25 protein-coding genes and 1 CRISPR repeat array (1 of these 26 running past the window's edge) are annotated in these 22,571 nt (G+C 32.7%); of the genes, 9 read left to right on the top strand and 16 right to left on the bottom strand.

Annotation, left to right across the window (positions count from 1 at the left end; all coding sequences use genetic code 11):
* From CCY99_RS03125 to CCY99_RS03165, 9 genes are all read right to left on the bottom strand, one after another.
* The coding region (locus CCY99_RS03125; protein WP_146744923.1) for a type II secretion system protein at positions 1-324 on the bottom strand (324 nt) is incomplete at its 3' end.
* Between the two features lie 128 nt (positions 325-452).
* On the bottom strand, positions 453-1,505 hold the full coding sequence (locus tag CCY99_RS03130; protein ID WP_112059963.1) for an LptF/LptG family permease: 1,053 nt from the start codon (positions 1,503-1,505) through the stop codon (positions 453-455).
* A gap of 7 nt (positions 1,506-1,512) precedes the next feature.
* Complete coding sequence (pth, locus tag CCY99_RS03135; protein ID WP_112059964.1) at positions 1,513-2,109, bottom strand: aminoacyl-tRNA hydrolase; 597 nt, start codon at positions 2,107-2,109, stop codon at positions 1,513-1,515.
* 3 nt (positions 2,110-2,112) lie between these two features.
* Positions 2,113-2,649 (bottom strand): 50S ribosomal protein L25/general stress protein Ctc, encoded by a 537-nt coding sequence (locus tag CCY99_RS03140; RefSeq protein WP_112059965.1) that lies wholly within the window; start codon positions 2,647-2,649, stop codon positions 2,113-2,115.
* Between the two features lie 87 nt (positions 2,650-2,736).
* Entirely contained in the window at positions 2,737-4,077 is a 1,341-nt protein-coding gene (gene radA, locus CCY99_RS03145; protein ID WP_112060108.1) for a DNA repair protein RadA, read from the bottom strand.
* Between the two features lie 5 nt (positions 4,078-4,082).
* Positions 4,083-4,934, bottom strand: a complete 852-nt coding sequence (gene ftsY / locus CCY99_RS03150) for a signal recognition particle-docking protein FtsY (protein ID WP_112059966.1) — start codon at positions 4,932-4,934, stop codon at positions 4,083-4,085.
* The gene (locus tag CCY99_RS03155; RefSeq protein ID WP_181646811.1) at positions 4,934-5,446 is read right to left on the bottom strand and encodes a TlpA disulfide reductase family protein; all 513 of its coding nucleotides are present in this window, start codon (positions 5,444-5,446) and stop codon (positions 4,934-4,936) included. The genes ftsY and CCY99_RS03155 overlap by 1 nt, the downstream gene beginning before the upstream one ends.
* A 2-nt stretch (positions 5,447-5,448) precedes the next feature.
* Positions 5,449-6,015 carry an NUDIX domain-containing protein gene (locus tag CCY99_RS03160; RefSeq protein ID WP_146744924.1) on the bottom strand — a complete coding sequence of 189 codons (567 nt, stop codon included), beginning with the start codon at positions 6,013-6,015 and terminating at the stop codon, positions 5,449-5,451.
* Positions 5,999-7,168 carry a peptidoglycan DD-metalloendopeptidase family protein gene (locus CCY99_RS03165; RefSeq protein ID WP_258443229.1) on the bottom strand — a complete coding sequence of 390 codons (1,170 nt, stop codon included), beginning with the start codon at positions 7,166-7,168 and terminating at the stop codon, positions 5,999-6,001. Before CCY99_RS03165 ends, CCY99_RS03160 begins: the two co-directional genes overlap by 17 nt.
* Positions 7,169-7,293: 125 nt before the next feature.
* On the opposite strand from CCY99_RS03165, the gene CCY99_RS03170 reads away from it, so the two are divergent.
* The 5 genes from CCY99_RS03170 (at position 7,294) to CCY99_RS03195 (ending at position 11,662) form a co-directional block, all read left to right on the top strand.
* Complete coding sequence (locus CCY99_RS03170; protein ID WP_112059969.1) at positions 7,294-7,482, top strand: hypothetical protein; 189 nt, start codon at positions 7,294-7,296, stop codon at positions 7,480-7,482.
* A gap of 109 nt (positions 7,483-7,591) precedes the next feature.
* Positions 7,592-7,846, top strand: coding sequence for a flagellar biosynthesis anti-sigma factor FlgM (gene flgM / locus CCY99_RS03175; protein ID WP_112059970.1), 255 nt, complete (start codon positions 7,592-7,594; stop codon positions 7,844-7,846).
* Between the two features lie 25 nt (positions 7,847-7,871).
* Complete coding sequence (locus tag CCY99_RS03180; protein ID WP_112059971.1) at positions 7,872-8,300, top strand: hypothetical protein; 429 nt, start codon at positions 7,872-7,874, stop codon at positions 8,298-8,300.
* A 10-nt stretch (positions 8,301-8,310) separates the two neighbouring features.
* Positions 8,311-10,131: a flagellar hook-associated protein FlgK gene (flgK, locus tag CCY99_RS03185; RefSeq protein ID WP_112059972.1), complete on the top strand. Its 1,821-nt coding sequence runs from the start codon at positions 8,311-8,313 to the stop codon at positions 10,129-10,131.
* A 184-nt stretch (positions 10,132-10,315) separates the two neighbouring features.
* Positions 10,316-11,662 carry a major outer membrane protein gene (locus tag CCY99_RS03195; protein ID WP_112059974.1) on the top strand — a complete coding sequence of 449 codons (1,347 nt, stop codon included), beginning with the start codon at positions 10,316-10,318 and terminating at the stop codon, positions 11,660-11,662.
* A gap of 34 nt (positions 11,663-11,696) precedes the next feature.
* Here the strand turns inward: CCY99_RS03195 and CCY99_RS03200 are convergent, their stop codons facing one another.
* The 7 genes from CCY99_RS03200 to CCY99_RS03230 form a co-directional block, all read right to left on the bottom strand.
* Positions 11,697-12,443 (bottom strand): amino acid ABC transporter ATP-binding protein, encoded by a 747-nt coding sequence (locus tag CCY99_RS03200; RefSeq protein ID WP_112059975.1) that lies wholly within the window; start codon positions 12,441-12,443, stop codon positions 11,697-11,699.
* Positions 12,440-13,156, bottom strand: coding sequence for an amino acid ABC transporter permease (locus CCY99_RS03205; protein ID WP_112059976.1), 717 nt, complete (start codon positions 13,154-13,156; stop codon positions 12,440-12,442). Before CCY99_RS03205 ends, CCY99_RS03200 begins: the two co-directional genes overlap by 4 nt.
* Positions 13,157-13,951 (bottom strand): transporter substrate-binding domain-containing protein, encoded by a 795-nt coding sequence (locus tag CCY99_RS03210; RefSeq protein ID WP_112059977.1) that lies wholly within the window; start codon positions 13,949-13,951, stop codon positions 13,157-13,159.
* Between the two features lie 24 nt (positions 13,952-13,975).
* A complete protein-coding gene (locus tag CCY99_RS03215; protein ID WP_112059978.1) occupies positions 13,976-15,136 on the bottom strand; it encodes a PLP-dependent aspartate aminotransferase family protein in 1,161 nt (386 codons plus the stop codon).
* Between the two features lie 79 nt (positions 15,137-15,215).
* Positions 15,216-15,968 carry a flagellar type III secretion system pore protein FliP gene (gene fliP / locus CCY99_RS03220; protein ID WP_112060110.1) on the bottom strand — a complete coding sequence of 251 codons (753 nt, stop codon included), beginning with the start codon at positions 15,966-15,968 and terminating at the stop codon, positions 15,216-15,218.
* 77 nt (positions 15,969-16,045) lie between these two features.
* Entirely contained in the window at positions 16,046-16,759 is a 714-nt protein-coding gene (locus CCY99_RS03225) for a flagellar motor protein MotB (protein ID WP_112059979.1), read from the bottom strand.
* Between the two features lie 13 nt (positions 16,760-16,772).
* Entirely contained in the window at positions 16,773-17,537 is a 765-nt protein-coding gene (locus CCY99_RS03230) for a motility protein A (protein WP_112059980.1), read from the bottom strand.
* 116 nt (positions 17,538-17,653) lie between these two features.
* Here CCY99_RS03230 and glmU point away from each other — a divergent pair, with 116 nt between their 5' ends.
* The 4 genes from glmU to CCY99_RS03250 all read left to right on the top strand — a co-directional run bounded on the left by glmU (position 17,654) and on the right by CCY99_RS03250 (position 21,467).
* On the top strand, positions 17,654-19,003 hold the full coding sequence (gene glmU / locus CCY99_RS03235; protein WP_346436787.1) for a bifunctional UDP-N-acetylglucosamine diphosphorylase/glucosamine-1-phosphate N-acetyltransferase GlmU: 1,350 nt from the start codon (positions 17,654-17,656) through the stop codon (positions 19,001-19,003).
* Complete coding sequence (gene thiS / locus CCY99_RS03240; protein WP_112059981.1) at positions 19,000-19,200, top strand: sulfur carrier protein ThiS; 201 nt, start codon at positions 19,000-19,002, stop codon at positions 19,198-19,200. The genes glmU and thiS overlap by 4 nt, the downstream gene beginning before the upstream one ends.
* An 81-nt stretch (positions 19,201-19,281) precedes the next feature.
* Positions 19,282-20,847: a hypothetical protein gene (locus CCY99_RS03245; protein WP_112059982.1), complete on the top strand. Its 1,566-nt coding sequence runs from the start codon at positions 19,282-19,284 to the stop codon at positions 20,845-20,847.
* Between the two features lie 272 nt (positions 20,848-21,119).
* A complete protein-coding gene (locus CCY99_RS03250; protein ID WP_112059983.1) occupies positions 21,120-21,467 on the top strand; it encodes a hypothetical protein in 348 nt (115 codons plus the stop codon).
* 355 nt (positions 21,468-21,822) lie between these two features.
* Positions 21,823-22,571: direct repeats of the CRISPR family, unit length 36 nt; unit sequence GTTTTAAGAGCCCCCTAAGCGTCTAATCTGTATAAT; it runs 270 nt beyond the window's last position.

The following is a 22,571-nucleotide window of genomic DNA, read 5'->3' on the forward strand; positions in this document are numbered from 1 at the left end:
AGTATTTGATGTTGCAAATGGTGCAACTCCACTTTGATTTCCTATTGTCATTGCCACCCATCTACCTCTATCTAATCCACCTGTATCTATTATCCATTCACCCCAGCTTGAGAATCCTGTTGGAGCAGAAGCTGTTGGGTCTAGATTCTCAGCGAAGATTCTAGCTGGAATTGCTTTTAGCGTTGAGGCTATATCACTTCTTAGCATTGCAACTTGTGCATCTGTCCTAGTTGTTACAAATCTAGGAACAGCAACTGCGGCTAAAACTCCTAGTATAACAATAACAAAAACTAATTCAATCATTGAGAAAGCATTTCTTTTCATATATTTATCCCCCTTTATTAATAGAAATATACAATTAAATAATATTAACGAATATTAAATAATATAATAAATGAATTATAAACAATATTTTTTTAATAATTCTTTAAATAAATGTATAAAATTGTATATTATATTTGTTTGTAATAATAAAGGGAGATAGAAATGAATAGAATAAGTGGAATAATAACACCAACTTCTGGAAATAAAAATCCACTTATAGATAGCTTAGTAAGCATAAAGAATAATCCCCATATAATCAAACAAAATAACACAAATATAAATCCTAATTTTGCTAGATTGGTATATCTTAAGAGATTAGGGACATAAAAAGATATGATGATGATAGAAAATGGGATAGAAAATGGAATAGCTATAAATGAATATAAAATGGAGCGGATTTTATCTGTGCTGGAATCTTGATTTGAGAGTAAAATAAATGCATTAAAAGCATCAGTTATTGAGACATTTGGTTTGTTTTGATAGATGGTATCTAGTATTTTTGGTTTAAAGTTTTTTAGTATTTGATAGTTTTGGACTTCTTGTATTTTTAGATTATCCTTATTGAATTCTAGATTTTTTGGGATAGATGTTATAGTGGCAGTTTTAAGATTCCACCAAGTGCCATCGAATTGTGCTTCGCTAGATTCTATAAATCTATTTACAAATAAACCCTCCGTTTCAAAAACCTTGATATTTTCTGCTTTTTGCAATATTGGGAAAATCTTGCCAATATAAACATAGTTATTATTATGCTTGACTAAAATATCCGTTTTTGCGTCATTAATACCACCTCTTTGTATGATATTATCGATATTTTCCTGTGCATAAACAAATGGCGTTGCATTAAGCCCGATATAAAATAGATTTAAAATAATAGATATTAATAGAATTGGAAATAAAATATTCTTTTTTGAGTATCCAATAGATAGAATCGCCGTTAGCTGATTTGACTTAATCAACATAATATAAGTAACGATTGAAGCTAGTAAAGTAGCGATTGGGAATGTGTAATTTAAAGCATATAAAAAATCATATGCGATAAATAAAACAAATAAATTCGCAGATTCAGGTAGGTTATCCGAATATTTTAATATATCAATTCCCATAAAAAATATTTGCAATGCGATAAAAATGAGAAATATAAACTTAAGATAAATAAAGCCTACAAACCTAAAAAGCATATTATTCCTAAATCACATTGCGTGTATATTTATTTTGTAAGGACATTAAACTTTCATCATTTATAAAAGATTCTATTGCATTTTTTGTTATTTCAAAAATATTCTGCAAAGATTCTAGCTCATTTGTGCTAAATTTTTCTAGCACATAGTCAATAACATCTTTTTGAATAATATTTTCGATATTTGTAGAATCTTGGGTATTTTTAGGCGGTCGTCCAATGCCTATCCTAAGTCTTAAATAATCTTTTGTGATATATTCATCGATGGATTTTAGCCCATTATGTCCGCCACTTCCACCACCAAATTTTAATCTAATAGCCCCCAAAGCCAAATCCAAATCATCGTGGATAACCATTATTTGTTCTATTTTATAAAAATCTTTAACTGCTTTTAGTGCTACTCCAGAGAGATTCATATAGGTTTGAGGTTTGATAAATATGGCATTATTTGTTTTTATAATCTGGGATTGAAATTTTTTATCGTTTATAAATGGTAGTTTGAAGCTGGCATCTTGAATATAATAATCAAGTGCCATAAAGCCTATATTATGCCTTGTGTATTGATATTTAGCACCCGGATTCCCGAGACCTACTACAAGTTTCAATTGTTATTTAGCCTTTATAACTCCAACAATAGCCACATTAGGCTTTTCTATAATTTTTATATTTTCTAATTCTCCTAAATCGCGTATTAAAATCGCATCACCAATATCAAGCTTCGTAACATCAATCTTAATATTATCTACTAGATTTTCTGGTAGGCATTTTACGGCGATTCTCTTTTTAGAAAATAACAAAATACCCTTATTTTTTACACCTACTGCATTTCCCTCTAGCACAACTGGAATCTTAAAGTTTGTTAGGATTCCCTTTTGAACGAGTAGTAAATCCACATGTAAAATTTTTGAAGTAACAGGGTCTTTTTGATACTCCTGAACAACAACATCTAAGGTTTTTTCACCAACTTTTACTTGAAAAACAATACCTTTTTTTGTCTTTAAAGTTTTTATAAACTCATTAGTTTTAAATGCACAATGTATATTTTCTGTGCCTTTACCATAGATATTTGCTATTAGATAACCATCATTTCTTAAAGCCTTATTTGAGGACTTCGAAACACTCTCTCTAATTATTCCTTCCAACATATTTGTCCTTTTTTTAAAATAAAGATGGAATTATAATAGTTTTTAACAAAAATAAAGTTTAAAAATCGATGAATTTTTTATACTACTCTACATCCATTGTAAGATTTTTGTTACATCTAATACCTCAAATATCTTTAATCCATAGCGATTTTTCGGCTTTTTTGGGATAATCACATTAGTAAATCCATAAGATTCCAACTCTTTTAATCGTAAATCAATATTGCTAACTTCTCTTATATCGCCAACAAGGCTTACTTCGCCTATGAATGCACTTTTAGAATTTAATGGGCGATTTTTATATGATGATATGATTGCAGCAACTAAAGCCAAATCCACCGCAGTTTCATTGATTTTCATACCACCTACAACATTTATAAATACATCATATCTACCAAATGGAAACTCCAATTTACGCTCCAATAAGGCTAAAAGCATATTTAAGCGATTTAATTCAAATCCTGTAGCAGAGCGACGAGGAAATGAGCTTTCACTAACAAGAGCTTGAATCTCCAATACAATCGGTCTGCTACCCTCTAAAATTACGCTAATCGCACTTCCAGACATTGAATCTTTTTGGCTAAAAAACATTTTTGAAGCATCTTTGGCACTTATTAATCCTTTTTGTCCCATTTCAAATATGCCTATTTCATTGGTTGCCCCGAAGCGATTTTTAAAACTCCTTAGGATTCTTATCTCACGACTTGGGTCGCCCTCAAAATACAGCACACAATCCACCATATGCTCTAAGATTCTAGGTCCAGCAATTGAACCCTCTTTGGTAATATGCCCGATTATAAAAATGCTAATTTGCAATTCCTTTGCTAAGCGAAGCAATAAAAATGTGCATTCTCTAACCTGCGACACAGAGCCCGGAGCAGATGAGATAGCAGAACTAAACATTGTTTGAATGCTATCTATTACGCAGATTTGATATTTTTTAGAGCGGAGATTCTGCTCGATACTTTCTAAATCAATGGAATTTAATAAATATAGATTCTCCTCAATCTTACCAAGTCTCTCCGCCCTTAATCGTATTTGTGCAGCACTTTCCTCGCCACTTACATATAGCACATTTTTATTTTTTGATAGATTTATTGAGGTTTTTAATAATAATGTGGATTTTCCCACACCCGGGCTTCCACCTATTAGATAAAGTCCACCGGGAACTATCCCACCGCCTAAAACAATATCTAATTCGCTCTCAAGTGAGCTAAATTTATCAACAATATCAATTTCTACTTTCTTAATAGAAATAGCTTGATTTTCTAGATTCAATATAGAATCCGCTTTTCGTATAATCTCTAAATCTTTTTGTTTTATTTCTATTAAACTATCCCAAGAGCCACAATTTACACATTTACCAGACCATTTTGTGCTTTGTGCTCCACAATGTTGGCATTCAAAAACACTTGATTGTTTTTTCGCCATAGGAATTAATCTTGTGAAAAAATATAATCTAATAGATTTTTCATATACCAATCCAAATCAAAAGGTATAAAATCATCTTTCCCCTCGCCTATACCCACATATAAAATAGGCAATCGCAAGGTAGACATTATGCTAATAAGGCTACCGCCTTTGCTTGTGCCGTCCATTTTAGTGATGATTATACCATCAATATTTAATGATTCATTAAAAACTTTTGCTTGACTTATTGCCTGTGTGCCTTGTGTGCCATCAAGAACAAGTATTTTATAAAATTCCGCACCATTTAATGTTTTTGAGCAGGTATTTGATATTTTTATCAATTCATTTTTAAGATTAATTTTATTATCTAATCTCCCCGCTGTATCTATTAATGCTATATCCATATCCCTTGCTTTTGCTGCATTTATTGTATCAAATGCCACAGATGAGGGGTCTGCACCAAATTTAGAGCTTACACAGGGAATATCCAATCTCTCGCCCCAAGCACAAAGCTGCGAAGAAGCTGCCGCACGAAATGTATCTCCTGCACCAAAAATCACCTTTTTATTTTGCTTTTTATAGATATTGCCAAGCTTCGCTATTGTAGTAGTTTTACCCGCACCATTTACACCAATAATTAGATATATCAATGGTTTTGTGGTAATCTGCCTTAATGATAATGTATCATAGAAACTTTCCTTATTTAGGAATCTAAGGAGATTTACTTCTAATTCGCTTCTTTTGATTTTTCCATTTGTAGAATCTAGGATTTTCTCGACAATATCATATTCAATATCACTTTCAATTAATCGCTCTTCAAGCAAATCTTTTGTAATTACTTCTTGTGAAGATTTAGTATTTTTAAAAAAAGAAAACATTATTTTACTTCTTGTAATATTTTTTTTATATCAAATGCTATCATTTCTTCAGGGGTGATTCCATCATAGCTCATTATAAGATTCCCATTTTTATCATATAAAAGTAGGAATGGAAAAGTTTTGATATGATAGAAATCCACTAAATGTGCTATATCGCCTTTGTAAAACCAAGTAAATTTCGTATTAGAATCTGCCACAAACTTTTTTAGTTCATCTATATTCTCATCTTTATCTACAAAGATTCCATATATATTTATATTATCGCTAAATTCTTCATTTAGATTCGCCAAATGCTGTGCCTGTCCTAAACAATAATCACACCAAGTGCTTAAAAATACCAAAAGATAGGGTTTATTATAGTTTGTAGATAAAATATCTTCTCTCCTATCAAATATAATCTTCTTAGAATCCAAGCTAATCAACGAATAAGATTCCTTTTTCTTTGCTGATTTATCATCACTACAAGACACAAACAAAAACACAATTAGTGTTAAAAATAATATTTTTTTCATTTTCATTCTTTAATATTTTTATTAAAAATAAACCACATAAATGCAAATCCAATTGATGGCGTGATATTTGGCTTATTTAGTATATCTTTTATTTGATTTAGCGGAATCTCAATAATCTCTATACATTCATTATCAACACCGCCTCCACAAGCCACTTTGTCATTGTTTGTTATTTCTGCATAGAATATACTCTGCCTACTAGCACTTGTGCCAACAGATGAGTAAAATTCTGCTATTTTTGTAACAGAATCTACCTTATATCCACATTCTTCATAAACTTCTTCTATGGCGATTTCTTCTATTGTTTTATTTGCTTTATCAACTAATCCGGAGCATAATTCATACATATATCCATTATTATTTCTTAGAAATACTGCTGGGCGAAACTGCTTAACAATAATAATAGAGCGATTATCTTTATTATAAAGCAAAATAGAAACACTATCGTGGGAGCTGACTATATCCCAAGTTTTTTGGATTCCATCTTCGATATAAGACATTTGTTTGATTTTTATATATTTAGAATCCTTGCAATCATAGATTCTTATGCTTTTAGTATCTATTGACATTTTTATTATATGCAAAATAACTTGGAGATTCACCGCTAAAATTATCCATTATGGCTATTCTTAACTTATCTTCATAGTTTTTTGCAATCTCTAAAAATTCTTTTTTCTGCGCTTTTGATAAAACACTCTTTGTGGATTTTATATTTGAGAGTGGGTTTATAGGTTTATTATTTTTATATAAACCAAAATGCAAATGCGGTCCCGTGCTTAAGCCACTATTGCCAACCTTACCAATAACTTGCCCTGCTTTTACACTTTGATTTTTTTTGACATTGATTTGATGTAAATGCGCATATAAGGTTTTTAAGCCATTATTATGGGTTACTTCCACAACCCTACCATATCCAGATTTACTTCCTGCAAATATTACCCTGCCACTAGCTGCAGCTCTAACACTTGTGCCTATCGGTGCGGCATAATCAACGCCATAATGTGGACGACGAACTTTCAATATAGGATGCATTCTACTTAGGGAGAATCTTGATGAGATTCTGGCATTTCTAACTGGAACTTGTAAAAATAATCCCGTTACTTCATTGCCTTTTTCATTGTAATATTTCCCATCATTAAACGCAAAAAGAAAATTTGGTTTTTTATTTGTTTCAATTAATGATGCTTTTATTTCAGGATTCCCAAAATTTCGCCCAAGTCGGTATTTGTAATGGTAAATTAATGCTAATTTATCATTTTTTATAACACTCTTGCTAAAATCAATGGCATTTTTGTAGATATTAATAAACTCATTTGCTAGATTTGTATCGCCACTTAATTCGACTAAATCTTGATAAGGGGATTTTTGAATAGCTAATGCAATTGAATTTGTCGAGGAGAAATATTTCACAGGGATAAAATCCACACTATAAGTATCATTATTTTTAAATATATGGATTTGTGTTTCGTCATTTAATGGGATTAAAGCTTGTAGTAATGAGCCATCTTTATCTACAAGAGTATAATACCTAACTCCTGCGTAAATCTCTGCTGTAAGCTCTTTATCTTCGCCATATAGATTCCAATATACACTAGCTGGTATATTATAAGATTCTAGGAATTTTAAAAAGGTATATCCCTTTTCCCAGATATAATTATTACTAGTTGCAGCAAAGCTAAATGTGCTAAACAACAATATACAAACAAGATTTTTAAGTATCACAACATTCCTTGATAGATAAAATTAAAATCTAAAAGCAGAATTATACAATAAATTTCATTTTAATAAATTATTTACATAATTGCGATATATTTACAATGTAATTTTGTAATTTTACGAGGTATATAATGAAAGATTGGATTTTCCCTTCGATGGCATTTTTAGTATTTTTATATGGAATATTTTTCGCGGGCTTATACATATATAATTATAAAAATTCAAGTGTAAGTATTTTTGCAGGCTCTAAAGATACGCCAGTAAATCAAAGTATTGGCATTGATGATTTCTTACAAGAAATTTCTAAATCTTTTAAGTGAAAGCAAAATTATGACGATTTATTCTTACTTTTGTTAAAAATTTACTTTAAGAATCCAAGCCATATTCTTAAAGTAAATATAATGGAGAATTTTTTAAGGAGAATCTATAATGATAATTAGAACAGGTGGATTGCCTAGCACATTAACCACACATACACAGCAATCTCAGCCAAACGATACTAATACCAAAAAACAAGATTCTACTACAAATATATCGAGTGCAGCCAATGTTGTTGAGAACGCAAATGGAATTGATAATACTAAAAAAGTAGAAGATATTAAAAAACAAATTGATGATGGAACATATAAAGTTGATGTAGAAAAGAGTGCCGATAAAATGGCACAAGATTTGCTTTTAAAATAATTAAATATTTATAAAGGTAGATTCTATGTTGCATAAATTCTTAAGTGATGCTGTAAGTGATTTAGAATATTTGATAAATATCAGCAATCTTGATATTAACGACATAAAAGAAGCTAATCACGAAGCTATTTTTTCGCGACTAGAATCTAAAAATAAAACTATTTTTTCATTTGAGCATAATAAAAATCTAGCAAAAGATGAAATGCTTAGACTCGCAAAAGAAAATCCAAATAAAAATATAGAAGAGCTACTAGATTCCAACACTGCTATATTAATAGATAAAATGCGGAATAATCTAAAAATATTGCGAGATTTGAATAAGCATTATGCAAAAAGTGTTGTAGCAGTTTATGAATTTTATAATTCATTACTAGAATCCATTGTGCCAAGCCAAAGAGATGGATACTCAAATAAATCTTATTCAAAAGTAGATTTACTACATATAGAAGCCTAAGAAGTTTAAAATGGGCGGAATCTTATCATCATTAAACACATCACAAACAGGACTTAATGCACATCAATTAATGGTTGATGTAACGGGCAATAATATCGCAAATGCAAGTGATGAATTTTACTCAAGGCAGCGAGTTGTAGTTAGCCCAGAAAAGCCACTTTATTTTCAAAAGTATAATTTAGGTCGTGGCGTAGATATAGAAACAATCCAGAGAATCCACGATGAATTTACATTCTCACGATATAGAAAAGCCGCAAGCGACGCACAATTTTACGATACAGAATTTACCACTTTAAGAGAGGCTTCGGCATTTTTCCCGGAAGTCGATGGCGTTGGAATTTATAATGATATTGAGCAGTATTTTAATGCATGGAAAGATGTTGAGAAAAACGCCTCCGACCCAGCACAAAAGCAAGTTTTAGCACAAAATACCCAAACGCTAATAACCAATATCAAAGACACGAGGCGACGACTTTTTGAACTCCAAGTAAAGCAAAGCGAGGAATTAAAAGTTACGATTGAAGAGATTAATTCCATAGGAAAACAAATCGCAGAAATCAATAAAAAATTAGGCGAAATGGAAGATTCTAGAGAGCTAAAACAAGCAAATGAACTGCGTGATAGGCGAGATGAATTAGAATTTAATCTCTCTAAATTAATTAGTAATAATGTTTTCAAAGATAAGCTAAAAAGCCAATCCAAGCTAAATAGCGAGAGTGCGGATTTTGACTATGGATATACGCTAAATATCGCAGGAGGATTTAATATCGTAGATGGTCCAATCCACCACCCAATTATCATCGATAATAGCGACAATGAAAACGGGCTTTATAGCATATATTTCCAAGGAGATGATTTTAAAAGAGTTGATATTACAGATAAAATCACAGGCGGAAAAAGTGGGGCATTGCTAGATTTAGTAGCATATGGGAAAAATGGCGGAAAGATTGGCAAACTCCAAGAATATATCAATAATCTAGACACATTTGCAAGAGGATTTATCGAGGCTACAAATGGGATATATGCACAAAGTGCGACAAATGAGATAAAAAGTGAAGTATTAGCAATAAGTAAAGATGATGTTTTGTCAAATTCTATCTACAATATTAAAAATGGCGGATTTGATGTAATAGTTTATGATACAAAAGGTAACGAGATGCTTCGCAAAAGTATCCAAATTGATGGAATTACCACAATGGAAGATATTGTAAATACTCTAAATAAAAACACTGATGATAAGAATGACAATAATCCGCTAAATGATTTTGATGATTATTTTACAGCGTATTATGATGATGAAGCAAGGCAATTTCAAATATTACCAAAAGATAGCTCGATGGGATTAAATGTTAGTATCGAGGATAAGGGGAGCAATTTCACCGGGGCAATAGGTATTAATCGCTTTTTTGATGGAAGTAATGCAAATGATATTGCATTAAATACTACATATGTCAATGACCCAACTTTGATTCGCCAGTGGAAAGCTCCTGTTAGTGGGAATTTTGACATAGCTACTATGATGTTAGAATTGCAACATAATAATAGCGAGTTTTATCCCGTGCGTGGGGCAAAGCAAGAGATGAGTATCCCACAATATTTTCAATTTGTTACAGGCAAAGTCGCCACAGATACCAATGAAGTTCAAGTTTTAGGCGACACAAAGCAATCCGTTCTAGCTGCTGTAAAAAAAGAATTTTTAGCCATTAGTCAAGTTAGCATTGATGAAGAAATGGTAAATCTAATCAAATTCCAAAGCGGATATGCCGCAAATGCCAAAGTCATAACTACAATAGATAGAATGATTGATACACTTCTAACTATCAAGCAATAGATTCTCCAAATTAAATTTTATATGGCTTTTAAATATCCAATTTTGCATAAAATTAGGTGTTTTTATAAAGATTCTATGATTTTTTGTCAAGATTCTATGATTTTTTTGTGTTTGTTGTTTAAATAAAGAAATTTTTTTGGCTATAATATTAGCCGTTCCAACTAAAAACAAGGAGATTAAGAATATGAAGAAGATTTCATTAGTTACAGCTTTGGCTTTGGCAGCTTCATCTTTGAGTGCTGCACCTATTGAAGAGCTTATTAAAGGTGCTTCGATAGATGGTTCAGCATTTTTTAGATATATTTCCAATAGCGGTAGAAATGCTGGTGGTCAAGGATTTGTATCAAGGGTTGTGGCAGATTTGAATAGCGGTAGTATAGAAGGATTTAGCTTTAACTTAGGGCTTTTCTACCACTATGGCGGAACACCTACACAAGGAAGTAAATCCGATGGTAATGTAGGTGGCTCAAGGGCAACTAGAGATTTATTTACGACTGGTGGAAATGCTTTTGGTGTTAGCACACTATATGGTAAATATGCTTTTGAAGCTAGTAAAACTTCTATAGTCGCTGGGAAGCTAAAGTTAGCTACTCCTATAACTAGTGCTGCTACTGATAGAGGTTTAGGTGTGCAGGTAACAAACTCCGATGTTAGTGGGCTAACTATGGCTGCTGCATTCTTCGATAGCTGGGCGGCAGACCACGAGTATATTAGTGGTGTAATGTCAGTTAGAGGAACTACTAACCCTGAAGTTGATACTAGAGGAAGTAGTTTTGGAAATAATCTATCTGCAGTTGCATTTATAGGAAACTATGACCCTGTTACTTTCCAAGTATGGTATTTTAATGCAGATAAATTGCTAAATTCCGTATTTGGTGAGATAGCTATTGGTAGCACATATCAATTTAAAGCTCAAATAGCATATACAGATATGTATAATAGCCCAACATTAAAATTAGGATATGGGGGAAACTATAGTGGTGCAACTAGATTAGCAGGACCATTCTTTGATGGTGGTGCTAATGGTGCAAGTGCAAGAGGTCTTTATACACTTCAATTCTCAGCTAAGCCTATTCAAGAATTTGGTGTTAGAGTGGGCTTTGTAGGTAGCTTTGCTAATGGATATGGTGTATCTGTAAATAATGAAGGGGCATTCTCCAAAGGTGGTAAATACTGGTTTGACAACTGGGGGGATGGTAGAAGTGGATTCTCCGCATTTGGTGATGGTGGATTTGACAATACCCATATAAATGTATGGTATCTAGCTCTTACTTCTAAAGTATCTATTGTAGATATTGGATTAGATATAGCTGGAATCAGCGGTAAAAACCACTACACAGTTGATGCTGACAAAGCTCCTAATGGAGATAAGATAACTTCGACTAATCATGGCAATAGAACTTTCTATGAAGTAACTCCATCTATAGATATAAATATCACTAAACAAGCTAAAGTTACTGCTTACTATGCGGTAGTTTTCGGGCAAATCAATGCTCAAAGATTCTGGACTCAAATGAGTTATAAATTCTAAAAAATATTAGATTCTAGCTAAAGCTAGAATCTAATTAAATCACATAATCTACATTATTATTAAATTTACTTAGAAACATTTTTGCCCTTTGGGTTTGTGGATGATTAAAAAATGCTTCTGGTGTGCTCTGCTCTATTATCTTTCCATCACTCATAAATATAATCTCATTAGCGATTTTTCTAGCAAAATTAAGCTCATGTGTTACTAGAATCATTGTTTTATTTTTAATGATTTTAATGACATTTAGCACCTCATCAACAAGCTCTGGGTCAAGGGCACTTGTAGGCTCATCAAATAATATAATCTCCGGATTAAACGCCAAAGCCCTAGCTATGCCTATCCTTTGCTGTTGTCCGCCACTTAACATACTTGGATAATGATTTGCCTTATCACTTAGCCCAACAATATTTAGATACTCAAATCCTATCTCATTTGCTTTCGCTTTGCTGTATTTATGAACAGTTATTAAGGACTGCGTTATATTTTGTAATGCTGTTTTATTTGCAAATAGATTATAGTTTTGAAAAACCATTCCTACATTTTTTCTAATCTTTAACATATCATTTTTATGGATATTGCTAAAATCTATATCTAAATCCCTTATTTTCATATGCCCACTATCTGGAATCTCAAGTAGGTTTATACATCGTAAAAGTGTGCTTTTCCCACTACCACTTCGCCCAAGAATGGCATAAATCTTATTCTTAGCAATATGTAGATTAATGGAATCTAAAACGAGATGTTTATTAAAACTTTTATTTAGATTTGTTATTTCTATCATTTAGCACCTACGATTTTCTTATATGTTGTTACTCGCTTTTCTAAGATGGCAAATATTTTTTCCAAAACAATACTTATAGTCCAATAAAATAATGCTGCGATTATATATACTTCTAGGAATTTTGAGCTTCTATCTGCTTCTAGTGTCGCTACTCCCATAATCTCCGGAACGGAAGCAGCAAATACTAGCGATGTTTCTTTTATCAACATTATAAAGAAATTCAATATATTTGGTAGGGCTAATAATAGGCTTTGAGGCAGGATTATGAGTATTAGACTTTGTGCTGTAGTCATTCCTACGCTATAACTTGCCTCTAATTGTCCTTTATCTATGCTAAGTATAGCACTACGAAAAATTTCGCTTAAATAAGCAGAGCAATAGAGGGAATAAACGAGATACATAAAATAAATTGCCCCGATATTTGATATATCAATATCTAATCCATATTTTTGATTAAAATACCTAATCACAAGCGGAATCCCATAGTATGCCAAAAATATTTGCACCAAAACGGGAATGCCACGAAAAAATGATATATAGATTGTCGCTAATTGAAATAAAACGGGAATCTTATATATCCTAATAAGACTTAATATCAATCCAACAATAGAGCCTACGATAAACCCCACAATAGCTATCGCTAAGGATAAAGGAACACCTTTTGAAATAGCTGGAATGGCACTTAGGGCATATTCAAAATCGAATAATTGCATTTATTTGCTTTGGTCTATACCGAAAAATCTAATTGACAATTCGCTAAGCTTCCCTGAATCTTTGGCTTTTTGCAATGCTGTATCGATTTTGTCTATTAACTCTTTTGATTTATCCTCTTTTCTAAATATAAAATAAACATTGCTTTGTGAGATTCTCTCATCTAGTATTTTTAATGCTAGATTCTGCTCTCTTACAATATCAATGATACTTGCTGGGTCATTCAAATGCACATCTATACGCTTATTTACCAAATCTTGTAAAAGCGGACTTAAATCCTTGTAATATCGTATTTCTAGGATTTTTCCATTTTTATTATTCCAATCTTCTAGTATCTTCGTATGTGCTGAGCCTACAACGCCACCTGCAATCTTGCCTTTGAAATCATTTGTAGAATTTATAGTATTGTCATTGCTTCTTGTTATAAATTGCGAGGTTGAGACAAAATAACTATTATTGTTAAGCAAATATCGCTCTTCGCGTTCCTTTGTCTTTATGATTTGATTCGCCAACATATCAAACCTAGCGGAATCTAGCCCCAAAAATAGCGAATTCCAAGGTGCATAATTAAAATCAAATGATAGAGTGGAATCTATTTCTTGTAATAATCGTAAAACCTCTACATCATATCCTGTTATTTTCCCATCTTTATCTACATAGCTAAATGGTTTATAAGCCCCTTCACTGCCAACTTTTATCGTTACTTGTGGGGTTTGTGTATTTTCTTTGCTATTTTCACCGCCACAGCCGATTATAAATAATGATATGCTTATTAAAAATATATGTATAAATCTCATTATATTCCTTTGATAAATCTTGCTCTATATTTTATTTAAAGCAGATTTTAATGCCTCTATTAAATCATCTATATTTTCGATACCGATAGATAATCTAAGTAGATTTTTAGTGATATTTAATTGTTCTTTAATGCTCTCATCTACGCTTCCATGACTCATATAATAAGGACAACCAAAAAGGCTTTCCACGCCGCCCAAGCTTTCAGCTAAAATAAAAATATCAAGATTCTTGGCAAATATTTCCATTTGCTTATCATCTGCATCTAAATACACAGAAACCACACCGCCAAAAAGCCCATTCATTTGCTCTTTTGCTAGTTTGTGTTGCGGATGTGAGCTAAGCCCGGGGTATATTACTTTTTTGATTTTATTGTGAGATTCCAAGAATTGTGCTATTTTTAGGGCATTATCACAATGTTTTTCCATTCTTATTTGTAATGTTTTTAAACCTCTTGCATTTAGATATGAATCAAATGGCGATAAAACCATTCCCGTAGAATTTGATACAAATCGTAATCGCTCATATAATTCATCATCATTTAGCACAACTGCCCCAGCAATGCTATCACTATGCCCGTTAATATATTTTGTCATACTATGGACTACGATACTAGCACCCAAATCAAGTGGTTTTTGTAAAAAAGGAGTTGCAAATGTATTATCAACAATACTTAGGATATTATGTTTTTTTGCAATACCGCAAATAGCTTTTATATCGCAAATCTGCAAAAGTGGATTTGTTGGAGATTCTAACCAAATAGCCTTTGTTTTACTTGTGATTGCGGATTCTACATTTTCTATAATCGTCATATCAATATATCTTACATTTATATCAAAACTATCAAAAACCTTACTTAGCAATCGCCTAGTGCCACCATAAATATCATCAAAACATAGTATTTCATCGCCTGATTTTAAAAAGCTAAGTAAAGTAACACATTCCGCTGCTTGACCACTAGCATAACAAATCGCATATTTTGCATTTTCTAAAGCTGCTAATTTATTTTCTATTACTTCTCTTGTGGGATTTGTAAGTCTTGAATATCCGTGCCCCCCTGTAGTGCTTTCAAAATCGGCTTTTGCAAAAGTGCTGGATAAATGTATGGGGCTTATTACATCGCTTGAGGTTTCGCCGCTTAGGTTTGGATTTTCAGCTGTTATTACTGCTTTTGTGCTAAATTTCATAATAGTTCCTTATATTTTATAGATTAAATTTGCGTATTTTACTATTAAATCTTTATAAATACAATATGTTTTTATAAAATTATTTAAAACTATGGACAAGATTCCCCACAAGTAAATTAAATCCATCTACTAATATAAAAATTAGAATCTTAAAAGGCAATGAAATCATAATCGGTGGCAACATCATCATTCCAAGTGCCATTAATAGTGAGCTTACCACCATATCAATTACCAAAAATGGCAAGTAAAGCAAGAATCCAATTTGAAATGCCGTTTTTAGCTCACTTATCATAAATGCCGGAAGAAGCACGGTTAGCGGGACATCTTCTATTGTTTGGGGATTTTCCAAATTACGGATTCTAAAAAATAGGGCTAAATCTTTTTCCCTCGTATTTCTTAGCATAAATTCCTTAAAAGGCTTTACCGTGCGGACAAACGCCTCATCATATGGAATCTCCTTTGCGATATATGGCTTTATGCCATTTGTATAGCCCTCCGTTGCCACTGGCTCCATAATAAAAAAAGTTAAAATCAACGCTAGGGATACTAGAATCTGCGTTGGTGGCGATTGCTGTGTGCCCATCGCTGTCCTTAAAAATCCAAGCACGATAATAATCCTAGTAAAGCTAGTCATCACAAGAACGAGCGATGGAGCCAAAACTAAAAGCGTTATGATAATTACGATATTTAGCGTCGTTACTAAATCGCCGGGCTCTTGTGGAGCGGAGAGCGAGAGATTTACAGTTGGGATTGTGGGGGAATTTATCGGCGGATTCGTGGCATTTTGCGGGGAATCTAGCGGAGCGATATTGGTATTTGGGACGCCCTCCATTATTAGATTCCCATTTTCATCTAGTGCACCAAAGGCGATATTTATCACGCAAATAAAAACTAGTATAAATCTAAACATTATCTATCTAATATACCTTTTGTTTTTTCGATAGGAATATCTTTTGCGTAGAATCTAATATTGATTATTTCGCCCTCCTTACTAGAATCTAAACTTTTATCTTCTTTTCCTATGATATTAATTTTATTACCATTAATATTTAAACTATAAAGAGCTCTACCTATGCTAAGTGCGATATTTGAGGCTCTATCCAAATTTATTTGGGCTGTTGATATATTTGATTTACCTAGCACTTCAACTTGTGTATTTTTTGGCATTTTTGTGGCGATTTGTGCGATTCGCTTTAGAAATAATCTACTATCTTCGTTTATTTGGAAATTATCATCAAATACGATATTTGCTGGTAGTGTGATTATAAATCCATTTACCCCATCTCCCATAATACTTGCTTGACCTTGCGATACATTTGGCATTTCATTAAAATCTATGATGGATTGCTCTATCATTCTAACTTCTTCGGCAAACTCTGGGGGAATGGTTATATCTGCTGGGAGTGTTATTCTATTCTTACTAGGCTCGATTTTAATACCACCCTCTAATATACTCATCGCCCCTTTTATACTAGCCTCTGCTTCTGTTAGCTTTCTTGCATCAAAAGTCGCCATTGATAAAAGCAAAATAAAAAAAGTAAGCAATAAGCTCATCATATCGCCAAATGTCCCAAGCCATAATGGCAATCCGCTGAATTTTTTTTCGCTTGTAATCTTTTTCATTATTTAAGAGCTATTAGTCAAATTGACTAATTCGTTTGCTTGGTGGAAGAAATGATAATAATTTTGTTTCCAAAACCCTAGGATTATCTCCTGCTTGTATGGATATTATCCCCTCGATTACCAATAGTTTCATTAACGCTTCATCTTGTGCACGGATTCTCAATATATTTGCAATAGGCGTTCCTATCGTGTTTCCTATCAATGAGCCATATAATGTCGTAATTAACGCAACCGCCATCGCAGGACCAATCGAGCTAGGGTCGCTCATATTTACAAGCATCGCAACTAGCCCAATAAGTGTCCCAAGCATACCATAAGAACCAGCCAAAGCCGCCCAAGTATCGAAAATATCGGCATTGCCATTATGCCTAGCTAAGCTTTGTTCCATATCGATTTCTAGCAATTCCCTAATAGAATCTGGCTCTGAGCCATCAACCGCCATACTAAGCCCTTTTCTTAAGAAATCATTTTCCTCTTGATTTACATTTTGTTCCAGCGAGAGAATCCCATCTCTACGAGCTTTTATCGCATATTCAACTATCGTTTTTATTAAAACCGGGATATTGTATTGATGTGGCTTAAATGCTATACCTACATATTTAAAGATATTTTTCATTTGCTCTAATTTAAAAGCAATTAATAATGCAGATATTGAGCCACCAATGGTGATTAAAACAGACGGAAAGTCAATATATACTTGCACACCGACGCCAAGTGCCATAGCACCAACCATAAGCAATGTAACAAGAAATAACCCTATAATGGTCCCTAAATCCATAGAGTTGCAACTCCTAAATTAAAATTAAACCTTCCAAACAATAGAATTTTACCTTAATTTGAGATTATAGCTTTTATTGTGTTAAAATTGTATAAATACAAATCAAGGAATATTAAGTGATAGAATTTTCAACATCTGTCATTATTTTAAGTGCTGGATTCGGCACTAGAATGAAATCTAAAATCCCAAAAGTTTTGCATAAGATTTGCGGGAAAGAAATGTTAGCTTGTATTATCGATGAAGTTAGTAAAATTAGCGATGATATTCACATAATCCTATATAACGAAGCAGAGTTAATCAAGCAGATTCTAAATGATAAATACCCAAATAACAATTTTCACTTTCACCTACAAAATCATCAATCATATCCCGGAACTGCTGGGGCTTTGATGAAAGGATATGGCGAGAATCCAAAAGATTTAATCGATATAAAATACCATAAAACATTAATTTTAAGCGGTGATATGCCACTTGTAGAATCTGCAACATTGCAAGATTTTATTAATAGTGATTTTGATATTACACTTGGAATATTAGAGCTGGAAAATGCAAGTGGATATGGTCGAGTAGTCCTAAATGATGATAAGGTCATAGAAATAATCGAAGAAAAAGACGCATCTTTAGAGATACAACAAATACGATTTGCGAACGGCGGAATCTACTGCATTAAAAAGGATATTTTGTCTAAATATCTCCCAATCCTAGAATCTAATAATAAACAAAATGAATTTTATCTAACAGATATAATAAGCTTAGCTAGAAATGATAATTGCGATATTTTGGGTATAAAAGCTAAGGAAGAGATATTTATCGGTGTTAATTCTAAGATTGATTTAGCTAGAGCGGAGAATCTTATGCTAGATAAGATTCGATTAAGAGCAATGAAAAATGGCGTAACTTTAAGGATTCCACAAAGTATTTATATTGAATGCGATGTGGAGTTTATAGGAGAATGCGAGGTTGAGAGTAACTCCGTGTTAAAAGGTAACACTAAAATCATAAATAGCATAATCCACTCAAACACCATAATCGAAAATAGTATAATAGAAAATAGCACAATTGGACCATTTGCTAGAATCCGCCCTAAATCAACTATTTTAGATTCTCATATCGGTAATTTTGTAGAGATAAAAGCATCAAATCTAAATGGCGTAAAAGCGGGGCATTTAAGCTATATTGGCGATAGTGAGATTGATAGCGGGACAAATATCGGTGCAGGGGTGATTACCTGTAATTATGATGGAGTAAAAAAGCATAAAACGATAATCGGTAAAAATGTATTTGTAGGAAGTGATTGTCAGCTAATCGCCCCGCTAACGATTGGCTCAAATGTGCTAATTGCTGCAGGAAGCAGTGTCTCTCGCAATGCAAAAGATGGCGATTTGGTGATTTCACGAGCAAAGCAAGAAAATAAAAGCGGATTTTATTATAAGTTTTTTAATTCAAATACAAAGGAGAAAAAATGACTTTATTTATCAATGGAACATCTATGAATTTTGATACTCAAAAAAACATACAAGAGATTTTAGAAGCCCTAGATATAGAATCTAAGATTATTGCAATTGCATTAAATAGTAATTTGGTTAAAAGAGAAGATTATAAAAGCACATTTCCAAATAATGGCGATAGAATCGAGTTTTTGCAATTTATGGGTGGCGGGTGAAACTTATTTTAATACTTGAATCTTCTATGTGCTATCTTAAATTTTAAAAAATATTGCAAATCTTTATAAGGAGTATTAAAAATGAAAAAAATAAATTTATTGGCGATTGGAATCCCACTTATAGCAAGTGTGTGTTTCGCCAATGATATATCAATAAAAACTAGTGAATTAAAAAAAATTGGGGTTGTAGATAAGCATTATCAATCCTATAATATAGAAATGGTAGAGCTTACCGGCGGATATTTTTGGAAACCTTATGGAGATAAGAATACAAAAGATAACACAACCCAAAAGGGGATTCCAGCTGGAATGAATCCGGATATTTATGAATATCTCCCACCGATAGATTTAACCAACAAAAAGCTTATAATGTTAGCAAAAGCATTATCACCTGCCTACATTAGAGTTAGCGGAACTTGGGCTAATACAACATATTTTTCTCCAGATAGCAAAGTAAAAGCACCACCATCAGGATTTAATAATGTCCTTACAGGTGAGCAGTGGCTATCACTTATCAATTTTTCAAAATCAGTGGATTCTCCCATAATCACTTCATTTGCAACTAGTGATGGAACGCGTGATAAAAATAAAATATGGAATAGCAAACAAGCCAAAATATTCCTTGATTTCACTAAAAAACACGGCGGAAATATTGTGGCTGCTGAATTTATGAATGAGCCGACATTAGCTGAAATGGGAGGGGCATTTAAGGGATATTCGGCAAAAGATTATGCTAATGATTTTGATGTTTTTTATTCATTTATGCGAAAAAATGCACCCGAAATTAAGATTCTAGGGACTGGCTCTGTGGGTGAAAATGTAGGAAAATGGCATATTTTCTACGGCAATAATGAATTCATAAGCACACCTGATATGATGAAAAATATCGGTGCAAATAAATTTGATGCATTTTCTTATCATCACTATGGTGCAGTATCTCAACGATGCTATATGAAAGGGCAGGAATACGCACAAACTAGCATTAAAGAAGCATTAAGCAATCAATGGCTAAGTAGGACTGATGATTCTTTTAATTTTTATAAAAAATTACGAGATGAATATCTAAAGGGAAAAGAAATTTGGGTTACAGAAACGGGTGAAACTGCCTGTGGTGGGAATCCTTGGGCTGGAACATTTCTCGATACATTTAGATATATTGACCAACTTGGTCGTTTAGCCAAAGAGGGTGTTTCAGTTGTAACACATAATACCCTAGCAGTTAGCGACTATAGCCTATTAGATGAAAAAACATATGACCCTAAGCCTAACTATTGGGCTGCTTTACTATGGAGTAGATTAATGGGAACTACTATCTTAGATATTTCTTCTACTAATCCAAATCTACATCTATATGCACAATGTATGAAAAATAATATGGGAGGAGTTTCCATCATAGCACTAAATATTGATAGCAAAGAGGCATTTTCTATATCTACAGATAAGCCCCTAGAAACATATACTTTAAGTGCTGATGGGGATATTAACACATCATCATCAGTGCTATTAAATAATACAAAATTGCAACTATCTAATGATAAACTACCAAAATTATCCCCTATAAAAAATAACGATTCTAAGCTAACCATTCCGCCACAATCAATAGTATTTATCACTATTAAAGATGCACGAAATCCACATTGTAAATAATTATAAGCTATAGATAATATCTATAGCTTTATACCAATAACTACCATTAAAAGATATAAAAACTTCAATAAAATCTCCTAAAAAGATTCCAAAAAATAATAATGATTTCATTCAATAATAGAATCTACAAAATCAAAGAATAAAGAGAATCTTTTGCTATTTCATAGTGCATAAATCACTCAAAATCAACTTATAAAACAATCTTTAAGCTTGGTTTTATGGGGGGGGGTATAATTAAGCGTTTAATTAAAAATTAAAAGAAAGGAAACAAAATGAAAGGTATTTTATTGGCTATATTTGGTGTTTTTTTGGTTGGGTGCTCTACGAATCTAGCGAATTATTCTATAGTATCAACAGGAAATGTGCCAATACCGACGGAAAAACACGAGAATTATGTAGAGGGAGAGAGTTGCTTATTCTACTTTCTTGGTATTCCATTTGGTAACTCGGCAAATAGGCATAGCGCGGCAACAGCAGACGCGCTCGAAGAAGCCTCAAAAGATGGATTTCCAGCAGAGGGTTTAACAAATGTAACTGTATGGGAAAGTGCTTGGTCGATTATACTTTTTGGCGGAGACTGCGTTAAAGTGCGAGGTGAGCCATTCCAATTTGAAAGATAAAATTTCAAACAAATCTTACTATATAAATTTAATATAGAATCTCTCATTATAAATGGGAGATTCTACCCACAAACTATCTAATATCAATCAACAAAATCATATCTATCTATGTCTAATAACTACGGCTTATTAATGGGTATTAGGGGTAAGGGTAGCTATATGGGTGAAAAATGGGGAAAGCATTAATGACTAATATCGAACACGGAATGTTAAACTCTGCTACATGAGTGTAAAATGGAGGGATATTTTTTGGGAAAGAGATAGGGGATAATATGGGGTATTTGTAGAATAATAAGTAACTAATTTATATAATTAATTTCAAATGATATTCCGCTCCGTTTGTTTTATCCATCTTATTTTAAGAGCCCCCTAAGCGTCTAATCTGTATAATTAAAAGGTTTAAATGGCGGCGAAGGAAAGTGTTTTAAGAGCCCCCTAAGCGTCTAATCTGTATAATTCAAGCGTAATCCTGTAATATTCGTCATCGTTTTAAGAGCCCCCTAAGCGTCTAATCTGTATAATTCAATTCATCCGTTAATTGTAACATCTTAGTTTTAAGAGCCCCCTAAGCGTCTAATCTGTATAATTGTTAAGATTAATGTTAACGGATTTAAGGTGTTTTAAGAGCCCCCTAAGCGTCTAATCTGTATAATTTTGGTAAATCGCTATTTGGCATAACAACTGTTTTAAGAGCCCCCTAAGCGTCTAATCTGTATAATTTTAATTATTTGAATTTCGCAAATTTGATGTTTTAAGAGCCCCCTAAGCGTCTAATCTGTATAATCTTATAGACAAACATCTTGTAGTTTTCTATGTTTTAAGAGCCCCCTAAGCGTCTAATCTGTATAATAGCGTTATTGAAATTGATAGAATAATAAGCGTTTTAAGAGCCCCCTAAGCGTCTAATCTGTATAATTCTTTGTATATAATCAATTTCGATGAAATGTTTTAAGAGCCCCCTAAGCGTCTAATCTGTATAATATCGTCCATTTACTTATATCGACTGAACTAGTTTTAAGAGCCCCCTAAGCGTCTAATCTGTATAATAAATGACTTAATAATTAGTTATACTGGCGAGTTTTAAGAGCCCCCTAAGCGTCTAAT

This window comes from Helicobacter sp. 16-1353 (assembly GCF_003288815.1).
Taxonomy (GTDB): Bacteria; Campylobacterota; Campylobacteria; order Campylobacterales; family Helicobacteraceae; genus NHYM01.

What these genes read in the sequence shown, in the direction of transcription:
- CCY99_RS03130 (WP_112059963.1), bottom strand. Translation starts at nt 1,505, where the DNA reads ATGCTTTTTAGGTTTGTAGGCTTTATTTATCTTAAGTTTATATTTCTC.
- CCY99_RS03140 (WP_112059965.1), bottom strand. Translation starts at nt 2,649, where the DNA reads ATGTTGGAAGGAATAATTAGAGAGAGTGTTTCGAAGTCCTCAAATAAG.
- radA (WP_112060108.1), bottom strand. Translation starts at nt 4,077, where the DNA reads ATGGCGAAAAAACAATCAAGTGTTTTTGAATGCCAACATTGTGGAGCA.
- ftsY (WP_112059966.1), bottom strand. Translation starts at nt 4,934, where the DNA reads ATGTTTTCTTTTTTTAAAAATACTAAATCTTCACAAGAAGTAATTACA.
- CCY99_RS03155 (WP_181646811.1), bottom strand. Translation starts at nt 5,446, where the DNA reads ATGAAAAAAATATTATTTTTAACACTAATTGTGTTTTTGTTTGTGTCT.
- CCY99_RS03160 (WP_146744924.1), bottom strand. Translation starts at nt 6,015, where the DNA reads ATGTCAATAGATACTAAAAGCATAAGAATCTATGATTGCAAGGATTCT.
- CCY99_RS03170 (WP_112059969.1), top strand. Translation starts at nt 7,294, where the DNA reads ATGAAAGATTGGATTTTCCCTTCGATGGCATTTTTAGTATTTTTATAT.
- flgM (WP_112059970.1), top strand. Translation starts at nt 7,592, where the DNA reads ATGATAATTAGAACAGGTGGATTGCCTAGCACATTAACCACACATACA.
- CCY99_RS03180 (WP_112059971.1), top strand. Translation starts at nt 7,872, where the DNA reads ATGTTGCATAAATTCTTAAGTGATGCTGTAAGTGATTTAGAATATTTG.
- flgK (WP_112059972.1), top strand. Translation starts at nt 8,311, where the DNA reads ATGGGCGGAATCTTATCATCATTAAACACATCACAAACAGGACTTAAT.
- CCY99_RS03195 (WP_112059974.1), top strand. Translation starts at nt 10,316, where the DNA reads ATGAAGAAGATTTCATTAGTTACAGCTTTGGCTTTGGCAGCTTCATCT.
- CCY99_RS03200 (WP_112059975.1), bottom strand. Translation starts at nt 12,443, where the DNA reads ATGATAGAAATAACAAATCTAAATAAAAGTTTTAATAAACATCTCGTT.
- CCY99_RS03205 (WP_112059976.1), bottom strand. Translation starts at nt 13,156, where the DNA reads ATGCAATTATTCGATTTTGAATATGCCCTAAGTGCCATTCCAGCTATT.
- CCY99_RS03210 (WP_112059977.1), bottom strand. Translation starts at nt 13,951, where the DNA reads ATGAGATTTATACATATATTTTTAATAAGCATATCATTATTTATAATC.
- CCY99_RS03215 (WP_112059978.1), bottom strand. Translation starts at nt 15,136, where the DNA reads ATGAAATTTAGCACAAAAGCAGTAATAACAGCTGAAAATCCAAACCTA.
- fliP (WP_112060110.1), bottom strand. Translation starts at nt 15,968, where the DNA reads ATGGAGGGCGTCCCAAATACCAATATCGCTCCGCTAGATTCCCCGCAA.
- CCY99_RS03225 (WP_112059979.1), bottom strand. Translation starts at nt 16,759, where the DNA reads ATGAAAAAGATTACAAGCGAAAAAAAATTCAGCGGATTGCCATTATGG.
- CCY99_RS03230 (WP_112059980.1), bottom strand. Translation starts at nt 17,537, where the DNA reads ATGGATTTAGGGACCATTATAGGGTTATTTCTTGTTACATTGCTTATG.
- thiS (WP_112059981.1), top strand. Translation starts at nt 19,000, where the DNA reads ATGACTTTATTTATCAATGGAACATCTATGAATTTTGATACTCAAAAA.
- CCY99_RS03245 (WP_112059982.1), top strand. Translation starts at nt 19,282, where the DNA reads ATGAAAAAAATAAATTTATTGGCGATTGGAATCCCACTTATAGCAAGT.
- CCY99_RS03250 (WP_112059983.1), top strand. Translation starts at nt 21,120, where the DNA reads ATGAAAGGTATTTTATTGGCTATATTTGGTGTTTTTTTGGTTGGGTGC.